The sequence below is a fragment of the Bacillus sp. BD59S genome, from assembly GCF_007363175.1.
GTDB classification, from domain to species: Bacteria; Bacillota; Bacilli; order Bacillales; family Bacillaceae_G; genus Bacillus_A; species Bacillus_A pacificus.
The window spans coordinates 1,659,460-1,679,094 of the sequence record NZ_CP034686.1; the positions used below are offsets into that span (position 1 = coordinate 1,659,460).

A 19,635-nucleotide genomic window follows, 5' to 3' on the forward strand; every position below is an offset into this window, starting at 1 on the left:
GGGATTTGACAAGATGAGAAGTGACATGATTAAAAAAGGTTTTGATAAAGCGCCGCATCGTAGTTTATTAAAAGCAACTGGTTTGAAAGATGAAGATTTTGATAAACCGTTTATAGCTATCTGTAATTCTTTTATTGAAATTATTCCAGGTCATAAGCACTTAAATGAGTTTGGGAAACTTGTTAAAGAAGCAGTGCGTGCAGCAGGTATGGTTCCATTTGAATTTAATACAATTGGAGTAGATGACGGTATTGCGATGGGGCATATCGGTATGCGTTATTCGCTTCCGAGTCGTGAAATTATTGCAGATTCAGTAGAAACGGTTGTAAATGCCCATTGGTTTGATGGTATGATTTGTATTCCAAACTGTGACAAAATCACACCTGGTATGATGATGGCGGCACTTCGTATTAACATTCCAACTGTTTTTGTTTCAGGTGGTCCGATGGCGGCCGGGAAAACATCTAAAGGAGAAGTTGTCGATTTAAGTTCTGTGTTCGAAGGAGTAGGAGCATATCAATCTGGAAAAATTTCAGAAGAAGAGTTAAAGGATATTGAAGATCATGGCTGTCCATCTTGTGGTTCTTGTTCCGGTATGTTTACAGCGAACTCTATGAACTGTTTATGCGAAGTATTAGGGTTAGCTCTTCCTGGTAACGGGAGTATTTTAGCTATTGATCCAAGACGTGAAGAATTAATTAAACAAGCAGCAGAGAAATTAAAGATTTTAATTGAAAGAGATATTAAACCACGAGACATTGTAACGGAAGAAGCAATTGATGATGCTTTCGCGCTTGATATGGCGATGGGTGGCTCAACAAATACAGTGTTACATACACTAGCACTCGCACATGAGGCAGGACTAGATTATGATATGAGCCGTATTGATGCCGTTTCAAGACGTGTACCACATTTATGTAAAGTAAGCCCTGCTTCCAATTGGCATATGGAGGATATTGATCGCGCGGGCGGGATTAGTGCAATTTTGAAAGAGATGAGCCGAAAAGAAGGGGTACTTCATTTAGATCGTATTACTGCTACGGGGCAAACATTAAGAGAAAATATTGCTCATGCAGAGATTAAAGATAAGGAAGTTATTCATTCTCTTGAAAACCCTCATAGTGAAGAAGGTGGATTACGTATATTAAAAGGAAATCTTGCGAAAGATGGGGCAGTTATTAAAAGCGGAGCGACCGAAGTAAAACGATTTGAAGGACCTTGCGTTATTTTTAATTCACAAGATGAGGCGCTTGCGGGCATTATGCTTGGTAAGGTTAAGAAAGGGGATGTAGTTGTTATTCGCTATGAAGGACCAAGAGGTGGCCCTGGTATGCCTGAGATGTTAGCACCAACGTCAGCGATTGCAGGTATGGGATTAGGTGCAGATGTTGCGCTATTAACGGATGGACGTTTCTCTGGTGCCTCACGTGGTATTTCAGTAGGGCATATTTCACCAGAAGCAGCTGCGGGCGGAACAATTGCACTTCTTGAACAAGGGGATATCGTTTGTATCGATGTTGAGGAAAGATTGTTAGAAGTAAGAGTGAGTGAAGAAGAATTAGATCAGCGTAAAAAAGAATGGAAACGACCAGAACCGAAAGTGAAAACGGGCTGGCTTGGGCGTTATGCACAAATGGTAACATCGGCGAATACAGGTGCAGTCTTAAAAGTCCCGAATTTCGATTGAGCCAATTTAAAAGAGATAAGGATGATATGAAATGGTGCAAAAGGTAAAGGAGAGAGTGAAAATTGAAGATATCTTAATGGCCCATAATTGCATGAAAGATATCGTTATTAAAACACCGTTACAACGTGATACAGTTTTATCTGAGAAATATGATTGTGACGTTTATGTAAAAAGAGAAGATTTACAATTGATTCGCTCTTTCAAAATTCGTGGTGCGTATAATTTAATTCAAAGCTTACCGAAAGAACAATTACAAAACGGTGTTGTTTGTGCAAGCGCTGGTAATCACGCACAAGGGGTAGCTTATACGTGTAATTTATTGAAGATTCCGTCAAAAATTTTCATGCCAACAACAACACCGAAGCAAAAAGTATCACAAGTTCAATTTTTCGGTGGTGATTTCGCAGAGATTGTATTAGTTGGTGATACATTCGATAGCTCTTTTCAAGAAGCACAGCGTTATTGTGAAGAAAATAGAATGACGTTTGTTCATCCATTTGATGATCCGTATGTAGTTGCTGGTCAAGGGACTGTGGCAATTGAAATTATGCATGATATGGAGAAACCAGTTGATTATATCTTTACAGCAATTGGCGGTGGTGGATTAGCATCAGGTGTTGGTACATATGTGAAAGGTGTTAGTCCTACTACAAAGGTTATTGGGGTAGAGCCAATGGGAGCTGCATCTATGAAAGAGGCTTTTCTTCAAAATGAAAATGTAGCGTTAGAGAAAATAGATAGTTTTGTTGATGGAGCAGCAGTTAAAAAGGTAGGAAAGTTAACATTTGAAACGTGTAAAGATGTAATTGATGACATCGTTTTAGTACCAGAAGGAAAGGTTTGTACGACGATTTTAGAACTGTATAAGAAAAATGCGATTGTAGCTGAACCAGCTGGTGCACTCTCTATTGCGGCGCTTGATTTATATAGAGATGAAATAAAAGGTAAAACAGTTGTATGTACGCTAAGCGGTGGAAATAACGATATTGATAGAATGCAAGAGATGAAAGAACGTTCTCTCATTTACGAAGGATTAAAACATTATTTCATCATTGAATTCCCGCAGCGTTCAGGTGCGCTAAGAGAATTTCTTGATAAAGGATTAGGACCAGAAGATGATATTACGCGCTTTGAGTATATTAAGAAACATAATAAGGAAAATGGTCCAGCGTTAGTCGGAGTAGAGTTAAAACATAAAGAAGATTACGCGCAGTTAATTACCCGTTTTAAAGAAAATAATATTCAATTTATGGAGCTTAATAAAAATCCTGTTTTGTTTGATTTGCTTATTTAATAGAAGGAAAAAGTTGGTATCCAAATAAAAAAGATAGAACAAGCAAGGAAATATAATGCTTGTTCTACCTTTTTTATAGTTAAACTAGATATTCATTAAATTCAAGAAGAATAAAGCTAGCTAACCAAAAAAATATCGCAATACGAATGATTACATACATAGTAAATTCAAAGGTAGTAAGTGTTCGTACCCGTTTTAGTTTTTTTAGAAGTCTAACAGAGCAAAGTGAACATAAAAGTAGGACGGCTATAGATATTTTATAAATATTTTCTAACAAACTTACATTTTCTAATAAGTCTTTCAGCATGTTTATCACCTATTCTGTAAAGTATGTTACAGAGAAATAGATTTTGCGTTGTTTAGTTTCGTTTGTTTTTTATGTTCCCTGTATCATCAATTTCTACATCAGTTGAAATGGTTTGTAAATATTGTAGAGCTTTTCTCTTTTCCTCCTCATTCACAGGGGAAACTTGGTTGTTTCGAATGATGTAAGGATTGAATGACATTTGGACATCCTTTCCTTTAAAAGTTAAAGTTAATACGCCAGTTTCGGCGCTTTTCCCGCTCACATAACTTGGGAATAAAAAGTTACCTAATGAATAAGCGATAGGAACTTTATTATAATACTCAAATCCTTGTAACCAATGCGGGTGACTCCCGACAATCGCGTCAGCTCCAGCTTCTACCATTTTAGGTACATATTGTTTTTGGTATTCTACCGGACGATTTGATTTTTCAACGCCCCAATGCATATAGACGATTAAATAGTCTGCATCTTTCTTTTGCTCTTTAATTGTTTTTGTTACAAGATTTAAATCATACCCGTTCGCAACACCAGGTTTATTGTCACCAGCTACCCAATTTGTATCAGGCATAAATCGAACGAAGGAAAGAAATTTGAACTTTTTCCCTTTTACAGTCATTTCTCTTGCTGTATATGCATCTTTTGTATTTTTTCCAGCTCCAATGTAAGGGAATTTTAATTTTTCTACGTGAGAGATTGTATCTAGTAATCCCTCTTGCCCGTAATCAAGTGTATGATTATTCCCGATATTTACGATGTCATAACCGGTGTTTTTTATAGCTTGAAGCGTGGATGGATCACTTTTAATCCAAAACAGTTGTCCAGGAGCTTTCTTTTCTCTCGTTGTAAATACAGACTCTAAATTAACGAAAGAAATATCAGCTTTTGTTATTTCTTCTTTTACATGCTGGAATGGATAATCAGACCCGTTTTTTTCGATTACCGGACGTAATTGCCAATCGAACATTGTATCACCAGAAAAGGTGAGGGTAATTTCCGGGTCTTCTATTTTCTTTTCACTTGTTGAAGCGGTTTTACTAGATTTGTTTTGCAAATCGGGTTTGTCTTTCGCTTTTGAAATAAAAGAGTAGTTAACTAATAAAACAATTGGTGTAATGCAAAAAGCTATTAACAGAAATCGTTTTAGTAAAGTTTTCATAAATACCTTCCCTTTTGAATTTATACCGCAATTTGTGGGTAATAAAACTCACGTTAATTGAAGTTTTACATTATGTATAACTACAAAAAATTGCGATTTATGTTGTGGAAAACATTTGTTAATATTCTCAATATTAAGTTAACATATAGATAACCTGTAAATCAATGAATAAACCAAAATATAGAAATAAAGAATTCGAAGGGTGAAGAATGAGAAATGGTTATATTAGGAGCAGTTGTAAATGGGATTTGTATTATATTTGGTACTTTACTTGGTAAATTATTTAGTAGAATTCCAGAAAGTATGAAGGGAACCATAATGCATGCAATCGGTTTAGCGGTTACTGTGCTTGGACTTCAAATGGCATTGAAAAGTGAAAATTTTCTTGTTGTTATTTTAAGTTTAGTAATTGGTACGGTAATCGGAGAATGGTTACAATTAGAAGAAAAATTAAAACTGTTAGGGGATTGGCTAGAAAATAAAGTTGGATCGAAGGGAAAAGGAAGCATATCAGAAGGTTTTGTAACAGCTACTTTAATTTTTGCAATTGGTGCGATGGGGATACTTGGTGCACTCGACAGTGGGATTCGCGGAAATCATGATATTTTATTTACAAAGGCGATTATCGATGGATTCATTTCTATTATATTAACGACAACTTTAGGAATTGGCGTAGTATTTTCAGCGATTCCCGTTATTTTATATGAGGGTGGTATTGCAGTTTTTGCAACACAAATTAATAGTGTTGTCCCGAAAGAATTAATGAATCAATTTATAGTAGAAATGACAGCTACAGGTGGTATTATGATAGCCGCTATCGGATTGAACTTACTCGGATTTATTAAAATTAAAGTCGCAAATTTACTTCCAGGTATATTAGTAGTTGGAATCATTGTTTCACTTATTTATGGTTATAGTTTAATGGATTATTAACCAACTTCATTTAGTGGGAGTTGGTTTTATTATGAAAAAAATGTGGGATTGTAGTGATTTTCACTAGAAAATAGCGGGTTTTGTAGTAAATCTTACAAGTAAAGCAAATTACTAAACTTTTTACAAGAAAGGGTGTAGAATGGGTATCTAAAGAAAGAAGGTGTGAAAATGGCCAGCTGGAAACGAAATTTAATGATTTGTTGGCTAGGTTGTTTTACCACTGCAGCCGGTATGAGTTTAGTAATTCCTTTTTTATCTTTTTATATTGAGGAATTAGGTGTGACTGGCACTTCTAGTATTGCACAGTGGTCGGGACTTGCATTTGGTGTAACATTTTTAATGGGTGCGATCGTATCACCAATATGGGGGAAGCTTGGTGATATACATGGACGGAAATTGATGCTAATTCGTGCTAGCCTTGGGATGGCGATTATTATGACGCTTATGGGGTTTGTAACGGATGTATATCAATTAGTCGCACTAAGATTTTTAATGGGAGCAGTATCTGGTTTCCTTTCAACCGCGATGACATTTATTGCAGCAGAAACTCCGAAAGAACATTCAGGTTGGGCAATTTCTACAATTTCAACTGGTGGCGTGAGCGGTTCTTTACTTGGTCCATTACTTGGAGGATATTTGTCTGAGTTAATTGGAATGCGCCATGTTTTTCTTGTTACAGGAGCTTTTTTATTCCTTTCCTTTCTCATCGTTTTTTTCTTCTTACATGAAGAAAATCACTCTGCTCAAGCAAAAAAAGTACAAACGAAAAAAGTATGGACGATGGTTCCAGCTAAGCATTTAATTATTAGTTTGTTTGTAACAACATTTATTATTCAACTTGCTAATATGTCTGTTCAGCCAATTGTTACATTATACGTGAAAAATTTAGTTGGTCCTCAAACTGCGCATATTGAAACAATTGCGGGCGCCGTTATGTCAGCGACAGGATTAGCTGTTATTTTGGCAGCACCAAGACTCGGACGATTATCAGATCATATCGGTCCTCAAAAAACGTTAGTTGTAGCGTTGTTTGCTGCAGGAATTATTTTTATTCCGCAAGCATTTGTAACCTCAGCTTGGCAACTATTAATTCTTCGATTTTTATTAGGTATCGCACAAGCAGGATTATTACCTTCCGTACAAACTCTACTAAAACAACATACACCAACCCATGTAACGGGACGAATATTTGGATATAATCAATCGTTTCAGTTTTTAGGAAATATGATTGGACCAATACTTGGTGGACAAATTGCAGCGCATGCTGGTTTTCAATATGTTTTCTTCTCTACATCATCACTATTGTTTATTGCGTGCATTTGGGTTTATTTTCATAATAAGAACGAAGAGGTATCAGAGAAACGACATTTGGAAGTTAGTTAACTAGGTGAATAAAAAAGAAAAGGATGAAGCAATGATTGCTTCATCCTTTTTATTTAAAATTGGAGACAAAGATAACTTAACGTACCAAGCTCGTAACTGCGGTGAATGACTTCACCAATATTTTCACCACTTCCCATAGCGATAAATAAAGGAACGAAATGCTCTGCTCTTGGTACTGCTAATTGTGCATGAGGGGCATTGTTCTCCCAATTAAATAATGCATCTTTATCAGTAGTCTGCATATGTTTAATAATCCAATCATCAAATTCAATTGCCCATTGTTCGGGTGTCGTTTGATTCCATTTCAAAGCTCGTAAGTTATGAACGGTAACACCGCTCCCGATTACTAAAATATCTTCTTGACCAAGTCCTTTTAGAGCTTCTCCAATCTTAAATTGCTCTTTTGCAGGTAGGAATGGATTGACTGATATTTGGACAACAGGAATATTTGCTTCTGGATACATGCGATGCAGAAGAGTCCATGAGCCATGATCTAACCCTCTCGTCATATTATGATGAACTGGAATACCTTTATTTTTAAATTTTGTTTCTAACATGGATGCAATGTTAGAAGAACCTTTTGCACGATATTTAATTTCGTATAATTCAGGGGGAAAACCTCCAAAATCATAAATTGTTTCATATTCTTTATCTGATGAAGAAATCGTTAATACTTCGCTTTCCCAGTGAGCGGTGAAAATAACAATTGCTTTCGGTTTGTATGTTTCTCCAAGGGTTTTTAAAAAACTTGTATATTCTGTATCTTGAATAGCCAGCATCGGTGATCCGTGTGCTAAAAATAATGATGGCATCATAATAGAAACCTCCTAAAAATATAATAATTACTTTATGTAAGTAACTATATAATTTTATTTTCAGTTCGTCAATATATTAGTTTAAGAGCTAATTGGAGAAGTGAGTCATTTGTCATAATGAAGGCAATTGCATATAATACATAATAAGAATAATGAATGGATATTCATTTTTTGAGATACATAATAGAGTTGGGGGCTGACGAAATGAACGTACAGGAAAGTTTCGTTACGGCATTGGATGGATCAGACATTTATTTACGCAAGTGGTTACCAGAAGGTGAACCGAAAGGGATTATTCAAATTGCACATGGTATGACAGAACATGCAGGTGTTTATACAGACTTTATTGCTTCGTTATTAGAAGCAGGGTATGGTGTTTATGCACATGATCATAAAGGGCATGGGAAAACAGTGAAAAGAGAAGAAGATTATGGTCATTTTAAACCAAATGTAGGTTGGAATGAGGCTGTGTCTGATGTTATTTTTGTATCAGAAACGATAAGAAAAGAGCAGACATGCCCGCTATTTTTACTTGGACATAGTATGGGTTCTTTTTTATCAAGGCGTGCTGTACAATTGAAAGGTGAATTGTATGATGGATTCCTTATTTCAGGAACTGGTGGAAATCCAGGGTTTTTAGGAAGTATCGGTCATAAAGTAGCGACAATCGAGATGAAACTACGCGGAGCGAAAACGAAAAGTCCGATGCTAAACTTTTTATCTTTCGGAAATTTCAATTCGCACTTTAAACCAAATCGTACAAAATTTGATTGGCTATCTTCAGATAACAGTCAAGTAGATAAATATATTGCGGATCCATTATGTGGATTCATTTGTACGACTAGTTTTTATCGAGAATTATTTTCTGGTGTATTAGAAGTAAATAAACTAGAAGAGTTTAAGAAAACACCGCAAAACCTTCCAATACATATTTTTTCAGGAGATCGTGATCCTGTTGGAGATATGGGGAAAGGTGTAAAAGAAGTATATGAAAATTATAAAAAATGCGGTGTGAAAGATGTAACACTGCGTTTATATGAAAATGGAAGACATGAAATGTTCCATGAAGTAAATAGAGATGAAGTATTTCAAGATTTGATTTCTTGGTTAGATGGACATATTGTATGAGAAGAAACCTCACTTTTTGAAGTGAGGTTTCTTTAAGGAGATGGAGGAATAGTTATGAGTGAATTTGTAAATAAAGAATATGTAGAAATAGATTTTCAAGATATTTTGATTAAAGAAGAGGAATTGAAGAATTGTACGTTCATAAAATGCCGTTTTAGAGGGATAGATGCATCGGAAATTTCTACTGAAAATTGTAATTTCATAGAATGTGATTTTACCGGTGCTCTTTTTAACGCTTCTATCCATCAAGGAACTACATTTGCAAATTGTAAGCTTGTTGGTGCGAATTTATTTGTATCGAAGTTTGAAGAATGTAAAATGACTGGCTCTGATTTTGAAGAAGCGAATTTAGATGGAATAACTATCATATCGGGTGATTGGTCATACACGAATTTAAGGTTCGCGAACTTAAGTAAACAAATGTTAAAAGGTATACGTTTAATTGAAGCGGACTTATATGAATGTAATTTAGAAAAAGCAGATTTACGTGAGGCTGATTTAACCGGTGCACAGTTAGGTAAGGCGAAACTTAGCGGTGCAAATTTAAAAGGAGCGATAGTTGATAGAATTGATTTTACAAGTTTCGATTTAAAAAATGTGAAATTAGATATAGCGCAGGCAGTTGCAGTAGTAAGGTGTTATGGGGCTAAGGTGAACTAAATTGTTTGAAAAACCGTTCAAAACGCTGAACGGTTTTTCAAATCATAATAGATTTAAAAATTATTTTCTATATAAGAAGCGATATCATTAGCAAGAGTCGATGTTAATAGTGTTGATACATTGCTTAAAATGATGATTGTAGCCTCTTTGTCAATTAATCGTAAATAGGAGGACGTAAAGCCGTTAATTCCTCCGTGATGAAATATAAGTTTATTATTTTTTTTAGTTATAGCAATATTCCAACCGTAACCATATCCGTAAGATTCTGCAGTAAGCATACGAGACGTCATCCTACTTGATAAGAAGCGATTTTCTTTTAGCGCCTTATCAAATCTATATAAATCTTCGGCCGTAGAAACTAATCCACCAGCTGAATATGAATTAGACATATGAATAAATGATGCGTTCTGTAGGCCATAATTTGGATGTAACTCATAGCCAGTTGCTTTATGCTTTTGAATAGTGTGATTCAAATCAATACTTGTGTTCATTATGGAGATTGGATAGAAAATTTTCTTTTTAAGAAATTCCTCATAAGATATTCCACTTATAACTTCAATAATTTTTCCTAATATAATATAACCTGAATTCGAATAATTGAATTTTTCACCAGGTCTAGATTCAAAGGGACATGCAATAACCCATTGTATTAGTTCATCTGGTGTTCGAGGTTGACAAGATTGCGATAAAAAATCATGTTGTGCAGTAATATTACCAACTCCAGCAGTATGATTTAATAAATGCTTGATCATAATTTGATTTCCTTTTGGGAAATTAGGAATGAATTTATCTAAAGTATCATGTAGTTGTAATTTTTTCTCTTCTACAAGCATTAAGATTGAAACTGCTGTGAAAATTTTAGTTATTGATCCGATACGAAACTTTGTTGTAGAGGTATTAGGTATATCCCAATTATAATTAGCTTTTCCAAATGATTGCTTATAAAGAGTCTCTTCTTTATGGGCTATTAAAATTGTTCCGTTAAATTTCTCGATATTTTTATATAAAAATGAATTAATGTATGAATTTAGCAAATTTCAGGCACTCCTTTAAATGTTGGATTATTCGTTACCTGAAATGTAATCCAACGGCATAGGCAATTCCCCCTTAAATGAAATGTTTTTTAGAATACTTTTCTATTTTATAATGTAAGATATGTAAGAAGCAAGTGGATTTAAAGTCTATGAAAGTAAGAAAATCGATAGTAATTGAAGCAGGTGAACGAAGTAAAGTTGCACTACATTTATAAGTAATTTGGAATTATAGTGAAGAACCTATCACGAATCAACTGTGCATAAAAAATTGATTGGTTTAATTGATAATTAGTTGGGATGGAAAAAAACACTGACTAAGGTTTCATTTTATAAAGCAACTGATGCTCGTTCATAATAGTAGTATAATAGTGAATGAGGTGTTAATAGAATGGAAGATAAAACATTAGGTTTACTATTAGATGTTGTTGGGGAATTATTTTCAGATGAAATTTCAATTGCTGTATCGAATACGAAAGAATATATATACTATCGGCCAAGTAAACGAATTGATTTAAAGATTAGCGCCGGGGATCCTATAAAGGAAGGAACGATTGCTCATAAAGCAATGGTGACGAACCAAAAAACCTCTGAGTTTATGAATCGGGATGTTTTTGGTATTCCTTATCATGGTATGGCTGTCCCATTTTCAAACAATGGGAAGCTTGAAGGTTGCGTGACAGCTATTTATCCAGCTTTAACGGACGGAAAGTCAGTCGTTACTTTAAAAACAACGGACGGATGGATTCCGGTTCCTTTTTCAAAGGTCATGTATTTAGAGGCGAAAGATAAAAAGACGTATGTGAATGCAGAAGAGTTAACAGGGACACATAAATACTCGTTACAAGAATTCGAATACTTACTTCCGAAAGATGCATTTATTAGATGCCACCGTTCCTTTATTGTAAATGTGAATCATATTAAAGCGATTTATCCTGATACGCATTCAACTTTTTTACTTTCTATGGATAATGGTGAAAGGGTACCAGTAAGTCAGTCATACGCTAGTTATTTTCGTAAGCTTCTAGGATTCTAAATTATTCTGCTTTAGAGGTTAGATTCGCTGTTTTGTCTGAATTTTTGCCATTGTATACTGAAATCCCTATTTAGATACTGTTAAAGTGTAAAATAATTATGAATATTCATAGGGAGAGGAATTACATATGGAGAATAATTTGGATAGAATTAGGGATGAACGTCTGAAAGATCGCGTAGTTACACCTGAAGAAGCAGCTTCATGGATTGAAAGTGGAATGACTTTAGGCTTAAGTGGGTTTACACGTGCAGGTGATGTAAAAGCAGTCCCATTTGCGCTTGTAAACCGAGTTAAGAATGATACATCTTTTAAAGTAAATGTTTATACTGGTGCCTCTTTAGGTTCTGATGTAGATAAATTATTTGCGGAAGCAGGGATTTTAGGGAAAAGATTACCTTTCCAAGCTGATGCGACAATGAGAAAAGGAATTAATAACGGAGATTTTTTATTTGTGGACCAGCATTTATCTCATACAGCAGAGTTACTTCGCGCTGACGTTATGGATGTAGATTTTGCTATTTTGGAAGCGGTTGCGATTACTGAGGATGGAATGATTATTCCAACGACTTCAATAGGAAATTCTTTAGCGTTTTCTTTAAATGCTAAGTCTATCATAATTGAAATGAATATGGCCCAATCCGCGCAGCTAGAAGGGCTGCATGATTTATATGAACCAGGTAAACAAGGGGAAAGACTTCCAATTCCGCTCGTAAAAACAAATGATCGAATTGGAACGATTGGTATCCCGATTGATGCTGATAAAGTGAAGGGGATTGTATTTACGAATCAACTGGATTCGCCATCAACAATTGTTCCTCCGGATGAAGAAACGGTTATTATGGCACAGCATTTAATAGAGTTCCTTCGAAAAGAAGTTGAAGTAGGCAGGTTAACAAATCGTTTAGCACCGTTACAATCGGGAATTGGTTCAGTAGCTAATGCAGTTCTGCATGGAATGTTAGATTCCGAGTTTGAAGATTTAGAAGTGTATTCTGAAGTTTTACAGGATGCAGTCTTTGATCTTATGGATGCTGGAAAAGTCAATTTTGCCTCCTGCTGCTCGATCACGCTCTCAGAAGAGAAAATGCAAAAAGTATTTTCTAACTTTGAAAAATATCGTGAAAAATTAATGATGCGTCCGCAAGAGATTTCCAATCATCCTGAAATCATTCGTCGCCTTGGGTTAATTTCGATTAATACTGCTTTAGAATTAGATATATACGGAAATGTAAACTCTACTCACGTTTTAGGTACAAAAATGATGAATGGTATTGGTGGTTCTGGTGATTTTGCAAGAAATGCCCGCCTAGCTATCTTTGTTACGAAATCGATTGCGAAAGGTGGCAACATTTCAAGTATCGTTCCTTTTGTTTCACATGTGGACCATACGGAACACGATGTAGATGTTATCGTCACTGAACAAGGGTATGTTGATCTAAGAGGGATGGCCCCAAGAGAAAGAGTGGAATTAATTATAGAGAATTGCGCACATCCAATGTATCGTGATCAGCTAAGAGCTTATTACGAAGAAGCTAAAACGAGAGGTGGACAAACTCCTCATGTTTTAGAAAAAGCTTTTTCTTGGCATACGAATTATGCTAAAAATGGAACAATGCTTGAAGCGGTAGTAGAAACTGTATAGGTGTGTATCGTTAGAAATAGTAAAACGAAAGATTAAGTTTGAAAAAAATTTTACAAGAAGAAAACGCCAACTTTCAAAGATGGCGTTTTTTCTTTAAATACATTGTTACAAGCCGTACTGATTAAAGTTTCACTTTATAAAAGTAATCTCTAATTCATGAAAATAAGAGGTTTTTTTAATTACTTTTCGAATCATTTTAATAGTTTACATATCGAAAGTGAGGAGAAAGAATCATGAAGATAAGAGAAGCGTTATTAAGTGAAGCAAATGAATTAAGTGAACTCGCACTACAATCAAAAGCGACGTGGAATTATAGTGAAGAATTCATAATTGCCTGTAAGGAAGATTTAACTATTACAGAAGAGTATATAAATAATAATTTTGTATATGTTTTTGAAAACGATAATACGAAGATTGGATTTTTCTCATTTTTAAGTAATGATAAAGCTCTCGATTTCCTGTACATTCATCCTCGTTACAAAGGGAAAGGCTACGGGAAAATACTTTGGAAGTATGTAATAGAAAAAGCAAATGAACTAGGCTTAAAAAGTTTTACGATTGATAGTGATCCGAATGCAAAAGGATATTACTTGAAAATGGGCGCACAGTTAATCGGAGAGACACCATCAAAGGTCTTTAAGGATCGTTTACTGCCTCTTTTGAAATATGATGTGTAAAACTATTAATAGTAGGAGAAGCTGAGAATGGATCATGTAAAGAGAAAGCAAATATATGAAGCACTAATAAGATCGTGGTCGATTGAAACAAGCTCAAAGTGGACAATTGAAAATCCAGCAAAGGGACAGTGTGGTGTTACAGCTCTAGTCGTTCAAGACATATACGGAGGAGAGATTAAAAAGACAAAAGTAAGAGAGGCGTGGCACTTTTATAACTTTATAGATGGACAGAGGTTTGATTTTACAGAGGCTCAATTTAATGAAAAACTGAATTATATGGATATAGAATCAAATCGAGAAGAAGCATTTGCAGATACAAATGAAAAACAATATAGCATGTTGAAGAAAAAGATAACGAAAGAATTGAAATTATCTTTTGACTCTTAATCTTTAATAAGTTACTATAATGGTGGTAACTTATTAAAGGGAACTTCATAGAGTTGAAAGGGGAAATACTTTTGAAAACAACTTATGTAAACGCTACAATCGTAACGATGAATGAACAAAATGAAGTGATAGAAAATGGATATATCATTGTAGAAAATGATCAAATTATAGATGTGAAGAGCGGAGAATTCGCTAATGATTTTGAAGTAGATGAAGTAATTGACATGAAAGGAAAGTGGGTTTTACCAGGGCTTGTCAATACACATACACACGTTGTAATGAGTCTCTTAAGAGGTATTGGTGATGATATGTTATTACAACCATGGCTTGAGACGAGAATTTGGCCACTTGAAAGTCAGTTTACTCCAGAGCTTGCGGTCGCTAGTACGGAATTAGGATTACTTGAAATGGTGAAAAGTGGTACAACATCATTCTCTGATATGTTTAATCCAATTGGAGTAGATCAAGATGCAATTATGGAAACGGTATCAAAGAGTGGAATGCGAGCTGCTGTTTCAAGAACTTTATTTAGCTTCGGAACGAAAGATGATGAAAAGAAAGCCGTTGAAGAAGCTGAAAAATATGTGAAGCGTTACTATAATGAAAGTGGTATGTTAACTACGATGGTTGCACCGCATAGTCCATATACATGCAGTACAGAACTGTTAGAAGAATGCGCACGTATTGCAGTAGAAAATCAAACGATGGTTCATATTCACCTTTCGGAAACAGAGCGTGAAGTACGTGATATTGAAGCACAGTACGGAAAACGTCCAGTAGAATATGCAGCAAGTTGTGGGTTATTTAAACGCCCAACAGTTATTGCACACGGTGTAGTATTAAATGAAAATGAGCGTGCATTTTTAGCAGAACATGATGTTCGAGTAGCACATAACCCGAATAGTAATTTAAAACTAGGTTCTGGTATAGCGAATGTAAAAGCGATGCTAGAAACAGGAGTGAAAGTAGGTATTGCAACAGATAGTGTGGCATCAAACAACAATTTAGATATGTTTGAAGAAATGCGCATCGCAACATTATTACAAAAAGGTATTCATCAAGATGCAACAGCGTTACCGGTTGAAACAGCTCTTACACTTGCAACTAAAGGAGCGGCTGAAGTAATCGGCATGAAACAAACAGGATCACTTGAGGTTGGAAAGTGCGCTGATTTCATTACAATTGATCCGTCTAATAAGCCTCATTTACAACCAGCGGATGAAGTGTTATCACACCTTGTATATGCTGCTAGTGGAAAAGATATAAGCGATGTAATTATTAATGGAAAACGTGTCGTTTGGAATGGCGAATGTAAAACGTTAGATGAAGAGCGTATTATATTTGAAGCAAGTCGTTATAAACGAGGTTTACAAAGATAGGTATTTTTAGGCTGTGGAGAAAGACTTCTCCACAGCCTGTTTTTTGTCTGAACTTTTTTTATTAATAAAACAGAAGAGAATGATTTAGATAAAATCACTAGTTTCAAAAATCCTTCACGTAATAATGATTATATGAAGGATTTAAATGTTTCTTATTTTTTTGTCTCGTTGACCCATTTAATAATGTCCTGGATAACGTACTCAGGAACATTAGCAGGGATTTCATATTCACTAGGAAGGCTTAATGCCCCATCACCCTCCGTGAAGAAATGATTCAATTTTGGGTATTCATTGAACTGAACATTCTTGCGGTTTGAAAGCCCTTCCTGCCATTTTGTATATTCATTTTTTACTGTTACTTGATAATCGCGTGTTCCTTGCAGAATCAGTAAAGGCTCTTTTCGTGATTTTGCTTCTTCAACTGGACGCCACCTAGAAACATCATACATAAAATGGGGTGACCCAAAATTGTAGCCAGCTGGAGGGTGGTCAGGATTGAAAGTAGGATCCTGGATAAAAGCGACTTGTCTTTTTAGTTCATCCATTACTTCCTTTGGCGCCCTGAGGTATTGATTCTGATCAATGGCAATGTCAGTTAATGCCCGTGCAGGTGGTGCGAGTAAGATACTGCCTCTAACAAGTGAGGAAGGTGCTTTGCTTAGTATACGCGGCATTGTGCCAGCTCCTAGACTATGTCCAAGAATGAAAATATTGTTTGGATCAATGCCTTCCTGCTGCGCTGCTGATTTTGCTGCATATATGGCATCATCTGTAGTATCACGGTCTAACGTAACAGGTTCTGCACTCATCTTTAATGCGTGTTCTAAGGTGCGTTTTTCATAGCGCAACACTGCAATTCCGTTGGACGAAAGGCCTACCGCAAGGTCTCGTAAAATTTTTGTTCCCATATATGTGCTATCGCGATCATGGATGCCAGCACCATGAACAAGAACAACTACGGGTAGCTTTTCACCAGGCTTATGTTTCGGAACCGTTAATGTCGCTGGTAACGGATAGGTGGAATTTCCGATGACGATTTCACGTTCTTGATAAGAGTCAGGTTGATCATAGCTAGGATGCGGGATGGTATATGATTCCTTGGGAGGCCTTTCTCCAATTTCATCTACTTTCCCGCCAGGTGTAAATTTAAGGAGTAGCGGTATGGTAGTTCCTTCGATAACTGCTGGCATTTCCACCGTCTGATGGACTAAGTTTCGTTCTTTTATCACGGGGGGCCCCATGCTTTTTATACCGATCCCGCCACTCTGTGTCCACCAGTTTTGTAATGTGTTTGCTGTAAACTTGGATTGAAAAGCAGCAGACGTCAACTGAAGTGCCTCTGCATACTTATCTTGCTGGAGATATTCAAAAAATAATGATGTACGCTCCGTTAAAGAGACTCGTTTTTTTTCTACAGATGGTTCCTCACGTGTATTTGCGTGAATAGCTGTTGTAAGCGGAAAAGATGAAATGCCTAAAGAAAAGAGCAGGGTAAAGGAAAGTATTGATTTTTGTATTTTCTTTTTTTTATTCATGTTTTAACCTCCAATATGTGATGGTGAAAAATAGGTATGATAAATTAAGGTCCTGTTGTAACAATGTCTAAATCATTGATATGTTCATCTAAAACCAACAGTTCTAATTTTGTCGTAATCGCTCTGGTAATTCCTAACCTTTCTTCCTTCACTTTATATTTTGACTATACGAAACAAAGTTCACGTTTTTCTTACTTGATCCTTACAAAATCCTTAAGTGTATAAGATTTGTAAAATATCACTTTCTACTTGATCTGAATTCCAAAAAACAAAGTGGCATTGCTGAATGGAGATAGGAAGATATCCCAACCAAACTGTACCCTATACGTCTATTAAGTTAGTTATGGGGAAATTTACATGAAACAGAAGAAAAGTTAAAATAAAAAGAGAGGTATGCAATAAGAGATTTTTTATAAATACTTGAGCGAACAGCGCAGATTAAATATTCAATCTTTAGCTATCCTTTTTTAAAGAGTAGCTTTTTTCTTGAACGAATAAATATTCAAAAGAATGTCGCATCTTTCTGGTAGTATTTCTGCTATAATATATTACGCTTTATAATATTTTATATTTAAGGAGAACAACTCATGAAGCGAAAAAAGAGCCATTTAATGGTAATGGCACTTGTTACATCTTTATTATTAACAGCTTGTAATAATAAGGAAAATAAAAGTGATAAAGAGGCAAAAAAACAAGTATTAAATGTAACAGTATCAGAAGAAATTCCTTCTCTTGATACAGCGAAAACGATGGATGGTACGTCAGCACACATTATGCAAAACATATTTGAAGGATTGTATGCATTAGATGATCAAGATCAGCCGATTCCAGCAGTAGCAAAATCGTTTAAAAGAAGTGAAGATGGTAAAAAATATACATTCGATTTGCGTAAAGATGCAAAATGGTCAAATGGGGACAATGTGACAGCGCATGATTTTATGTTTGCGTGGAAACGTGCAATTATCCCTGAAACAGCGTCTCAATATGCGTCCATGCTCTTTTACGTGAAAAATGCGAAAGAGATTAATAAGGGAACAATGCCTCTTGATGCACTTGGGGTTAAAGTTATAAATGATTATAAGTTAGAAGTGGAACTAGAGCAGCCAATTCCTTATTTTTTACAGTTGTTAACACTACCTATATATTTACCACAGCATGAATCATTTTTGAAAGAACAAGGAAAAAATTATGCATTGGAACCTAATAATCTTATATATAACGGTCCATTTGTATTAGAGAAATGGAAGCATGAACAAGAGTTTCAATTAAAGAAAAATGCTACTTATTGGGATGAAAAGAAAGTGAAATTAGACGAAATAAACTTTCAAATTGTAAAGGATACAATGACGGTTGTTAATTTGTACGAAGCTGGTGATTTGGACCGGGTGCCTATTAATTCTCAATTTGTAGACAAGTATAAAGGAAGTAAGGAATTATATATGTCGAGCGAACCTGGAATTGCTATGCTACGTTTTAACGAACAAAATAATGCGTTAGCAAGTAAAAAGGTACGTCAATCTATTTCATTTGCGTTAAATAAAGAGGACTTTGTTGCTCATTTTATTAATAACGGGGCAAAACCTGCCAGTGGATTGGTACCAGTTGGTCATGTAAATGAAGAGACTGGTAAAGATTTTAGAAAAGAAAACGGAGATCTTTCTTCATACGACTTGCAAAATGCGAAAAAGATTTGGGCAGAAGCGAAAAAAGAACTTGGAGTAGAGCAAGTAAACCTCGAGTTTTTAACGTTTGAACAAGATAATGCAAAACGTATGGCAGAATATATAAAAGGTGATTTAGAAAAGAATTTGCAAGGATTAACGATACAAATTAAACAACAGCCATTTAAGCAAAAATTACAGTTAGAACAAACAGGAGCTTACGATATATCTATGGCAAATTGGGGACCTGACTATAAAGATCCAATTAGTTATTTAGAACTATTTACGACGGGTAATCTGAATAACAAAATGAATTATTCTAACCTTCATTATGATGAGTTAATAAAGAAAGCGAAAACTGATTTTGTACTAGAACCAGAGAAACGATGGGGAGCATTGCTAGAAGCTGAGCAGGTATTATTAGAAGATGCTGCGGTCGCACCGCTTTACCAAATTGGCTCAGCTTACGTACAAAAGGATTATGTAAAAGGAATTGAAAAGCATCAATTTGGTGGTATTTATACTTATAAGAATGCTTATATTGCTAATGAATAAATACAAAAAACCTTACTTTTTAAAAGTAAGGTTTTTTTTACAGAGGACCGGGAAATCCTTTGGTGGTGTTCCTAGCATATAAAGAAGAGAAGTGCAAAATTGTAGTTACACATTCATAAGAAGTTGCAACAAATAATATTGAGCAGTTTGTTTAAGTAAAGAGAAGAATAGAAATATAGCATACAAGGAATAAGGGAATGTAGTACAGATCAGCATACAAGCATTTTCTTTCTGTAACTATGTTTGTTTTTAATTATATAAAAAAATATTAGGTTATATATTTTGTCCTTGGTATACTTAAAAGGTAATTTGGGGTATTAAGATGAATTGATAGAGGTGTTTGTGTGTAATTATTTGAGTATTATAAAA

Annotated in this window: 17 protein-coding genes; 12 read left to right on the forward strand and 5 right to left on the reverse strand. The window is 35.2% G+C overall.

Annotated features, from left to right (window positions below; all coding sequences use genetic code 11):
• Positions 1-13: 13 nt before the first annotated feature.
• Together ilvD and ilvA are read left to right on the forward strand one after the other, a co-directional pair.
• Positions 14-1,687: a dihydroxy-acid dehydratase gene (ilvD, locus tag EKQ63_RS10620; RefSeq protein ID WP_087952966.1), complete on the forward strand. Its 1,674-nt coding sequence runs from the start codon at positions 14-16 to the stop codon at positions 1,685-1,687.
• Positions 1,688-1,718: 31 nt separating this feature from the next.
• Positions 1,719-2,981 carry a threonine ammonia-lyase IlvA gene (ilvA, locus tag EKQ63_RS10625; protein WP_143881013.1) on the forward strand — a complete coding sequence of 421 codons (1,263 nt, stop codon included), beginning with the start codon at positions 1,719-1,721 and terminating at the stop codon, positions 2,979-2,981.
• A gap of 79 nt (positions 2,982-3,060) precedes the next feature.
• Here ilvA and EKQ63_RS10630 read toward each other — a convergent pair whose 3' ends face one another.
• Together EKQ63_RS10630 and EKQ63_RS10635 are read right to left on the reverse strand one after the other, a co-directional pair.
• Positions 3,061-3,288, reverse strand: coding sequence for a hypothetical protein (locus EKQ63_RS10630; protein ID WP_143881014.1), 228 nt, complete (start codon positions 3,286-3,288; stop codon positions 3,061-3,063).
• 52 nt (positions 3,289-3,340) lie between these two features.
• Positions 3,341-4,444, reverse strand: coding sequence for a CapA family protein (locus EKQ63_RS10635; RefSeq protein ID WP_143881015.1), 1,104 nt, complete (start codon positions 4,442-4,444; stop codon positions 3,341-3,343).
• 216 nt (positions 4,445-4,660) lie between these two features.
• Here EKQ63_RS10635 and EKQ63_RS10640 point away from each other — a divergent pair, with 216 nt between their 5' ends.
• Both EKQ63_RS10640 and EKQ63_RS10645 read left to right on the forward strand, forming a co-directional pair.
• On the forward strand, positions 4,661-5,377 hold the full coding sequence (locus EKQ63_RS10640) for a DUF554 domain-containing protein (protein ID WP_087952962.1): 717 nt from the start codon (positions 4,661-4,663) through the stop codon (positions 5,375-5,377).
• 168 nt (positions 5,378-5,545) lie between these two features.
• Positions 5,546-6,760 carry a multidrug efflux MFS transporter gene (locus EKQ63_RS10645; protein WP_000179308.1) on the forward strand — a complete coding sequence of 405 codons (1,215 nt, stop codon included), beginning with the start codon at positions 5,546-5,548 and terminating at the stop codon, positions 6,758-6,760.
• A 53-nt stretch (positions 6,761-6,813) separates the two neighbouring features.
• Here the strand turns inward: EKQ63_RS10645 and EKQ63_RS10650 are convergent, their stop codons facing one another.
• Positions 6,814-7,575 (reverse strand): DODA-type extradiol aromatic ring-opening family dioxygenase, encoded by a 762-nt coding sequence (locus EKQ63_RS10650; protein ID WP_087952961.1) that lies wholly within the window; start codon positions 7,573-7,575, stop codon positions 6,814-6,816.
• A gap of 204 nt (positions 7,576-7,779) precedes the next feature.
• Here EKQ63_RS10650 and EKQ63_RS10655 point away from each other — a divergent pair, with 204 nt between their 5' ends.
• Both EKQ63_RS10655 and EKQ63_RS10660 read left to right on the forward strand, forming a co-directional pair.
• Positions 7,780-8,703 (forward strand): alpha/beta hydrolase, encoded by a 924-nt coding sequence (locus EKQ63_RS10655; RefSeq protein ID WP_143881016.1) that lies wholly within the window; start codon positions 7,780-7,782, stop codon positions 8,701-8,703.
• Positions 8,704-8,757: 54 nt separating this feature from the next.
• Positions 8,758-9,363, forward strand: a complete 606-nt coding sequence (locus EKQ63_RS10660; protein WP_143881017.1) for a pentapeptide repeat-containing protein — start codon at positions 8,758-8,760, stop codon at positions 9,361-9,363.
• 53 nt (positions 9,364-9,416) lie between these two features.
• On the opposite strand, the gene EKQ63_RS10665 is transcribed toward EKQ63_RS10660, so the two are convergent.
• Positions 9,417-10,397, reverse strand: coding sequence for a serine hydrolase domain-containing protein (locus EKQ63_RS10665; RefSeq protein ID WP_143881018.1), 981 nt, complete (start codon positions 10,395-10,397; stop codon positions 9,417-9,419).
• Positions 10,398-10,785: 388 nt separating this feature from the next.
• On the opposite strand from EKQ63_RS10665, the gene EKQ63_RS10670 reads away from it, so the two are divergent.
• From EKQ63_RS10670 to EKQ63_RS10690, 5 genes are all read left to right on the forward strand, one after another.
• Positions 10,786-11,430: a LytTR family DNA-binding domain-containing protein gene (locus tag EKQ63_RS10670; RefSeq protein ID WP_087952957.1), complete on the forward strand. Its 645-nt coding sequence runs from the start codon at positions 10,786-10,788 to the stop codon at positions 11,428-11,430.
• A gap of 127 nt (positions 11,431-11,557) precedes the next feature.
• Positions 11,558-13,072: a succinyl-CoA:acetate CoA-transferase ScpC gene (locus tag EKQ63_RS10675; protein ID WP_087952956.1), complete on the forward strand. Its 1,515-nt coding sequence runs from the start codon at positions 11,558-11,560 to the stop codon at positions 13,070-13,072.
• A 233-nt stretch (positions 13,073-13,305) separates the two neighbouring features.
• Positions 13,306-13,749, forward strand: coding sequence for a GNAT family N-acetyltransferase (locus tag EKQ63_RS10680; RefSeq protein WP_087952955.1), 444 nt, complete (start codon positions 13,306-13,308; stop codon positions 13,747-13,749).
• Between the two features lie 27 nt (positions 13,750-13,776).
• Entirely contained in the window at positions 13,777-14,136 is a 360-nt protein-coding gene (locus tag EKQ63_RS10685) for a YunG family protein (RefSeq protein WP_087952954.1), read from the forward strand.
• A 53-nt stretch (positions 14,137-14,189) separates the two neighbouring features.
• Positions 14,190-15,515 carry a bifunctional S-methyl-5'-thioadenosine deaminase/S-adenosylhomocysteine deaminase gene (locus EKQ63_RS10690; RefSeq protein ID WP_113741978.1) on the forward strand — a complete coding sequence of 442 codons (1,326 nt, stop codon included), beginning with the start codon at positions 14,190-14,192 and terminating at the stop codon, positions 15,513-15,515.
• Positions 15,516-15,667: 152 nt separating this feature from the next.
• On the opposite strand, the gene EKQ63_RS10695 is transcribed toward EKQ63_RS10690, so the two are convergent.
• Positions 15,668-17,050, reverse strand: a complete 1,383-nt coding sequence (locus tag EKQ63_RS10695; protein WP_143881019.1) for an alpha/beta hydrolase family protein — start codon at positions 17,048-17,050, stop codon at positions 15,668-15,670.
• A 587-nt stretch (positions 17,051-17,637) separates the two neighbouring features.
• On the opposite strand from EKQ63_RS10695, the gene EKQ63_RS10700 reads away from it, so the two are divergent.
• Positions 17,638-19,266, forward strand: coding sequence for a peptide ABC transporter substrate-binding protein (locus EKQ63_RS10700; RefSeq protein WP_087952951.1), 1,629 nt, complete (start codon positions 17,638-17,640; stop codon positions 19,264-19,266).
• Positions 19,267-19,635 lie beyond the last annotated feature (369 nt).

Excerpts from the sequence above, each read along its gene's own strand:
- EKQ63_RS10655 (WP_143881016.1), top strand. The coding sequence starts at position 7,780 with ATGAACGTACAGGAAAGTTTCGTTACGGCATTGGATGGATCAGACATT.
- EKQ63_RS10635 (WP_143881015.1), bottom strand. The coding sequence starts at position 4,444 with ATGAAAACTTTACTAAAACGATTTCTGTTAATAGCTTTTTGCATTACA.
- ilvA (WP_143881013.1), top strand. The coding sequence starts at position 1,719 with ATGGTGCAAAAGGTAAAGGAGAGAGTGAAAATTGAAGATATCTTAATG.
- ilvD (WP_087952966.1), top strand. The coding sequence starts at position 14 with ATGAGAAGTGACATGATTAAAAAAGGTTTTGATAAAGCGCCGCATCGT.
- EKQ63_RS10630 (WP_143881014.1), bottom strand. The coding sequence starts at position 3,288 with ATGCTGAAAGACTTATTAGAAAATGTAAGTTTGTTAGAAAATATTTAT.
- EKQ63_RS10680 (WP_087952955.1), top strand. The coding sequence starts at position 13,306 with ATGAAGATAAGAGAAGCGTTATTAAGTGAAGCAAATGAATTAAGTGAA.
- EKQ63_RS10695 (WP_143881019.1), bottom strand. The coding sequence starts at position 17,050 with ATGAATAAAAAAAAGAAAATACAAAAATCAATACTTTCCTTTACCCTG.
- EKQ63_RS10650 (WP_087952961.1), bottom strand. The coding sequence starts at position 7,575 with ATGATGCCATCATTATTTTTAGCACACGGATCACCGATGCTGGCTATT.
- EKQ63_RS10700 (WP_087952951.1), top strand. The coding sequence starts at position 17,638 with ATGAAGCGAAAAAAGAGCCATTTAATGGTAATGGCACTTGTTACATCT.
- EKQ63_RS10675 (WP_087952956.1), top strand. The coding sequence starts at position 11,558 with ATGGAGAATAATTTGGATAGAATTAGGGATGAACGTCTGAAAGATCGC.
- EKQ63_RS10660 (WP_143881017.1), top strand. The coding sequence starts at position 8,758 with ATGAGTGAATTTGTAAATAAAGAATATGTAGAAATAGATTTTCAAGAT.
- EKQ63_RS10640 (WP_087952962.1), top strand. The coding sequence starts at position 4,661 with ATGGTTATATTAGGAGCAGTTGTAAATGGGATTTGTATTATATTTGGT.
- EKQ63_RS10685 (WP_087952954.1), top strand. The coding sequence starts at position 13,777 with ATGGATCATGTAAAGAGAAAGCAAATATATGAAGCACTAATAAGATCG.
- EKQ63_RS10670 (WP_087952957.1), top strand. The coding sequence starts at position 10,786 with ATGGAAGATAAAACATTAGGTTTACTATTAGATGTTGTTGGGGAATTA.
- EKQ63_RS10645 (WP_000179308.1), top strand. The coding sequence starts at position 5,546 with ATGGCCAGCTGGAAACGAAATTTAATGATTTGTTGGCTAGGTTGTTTT.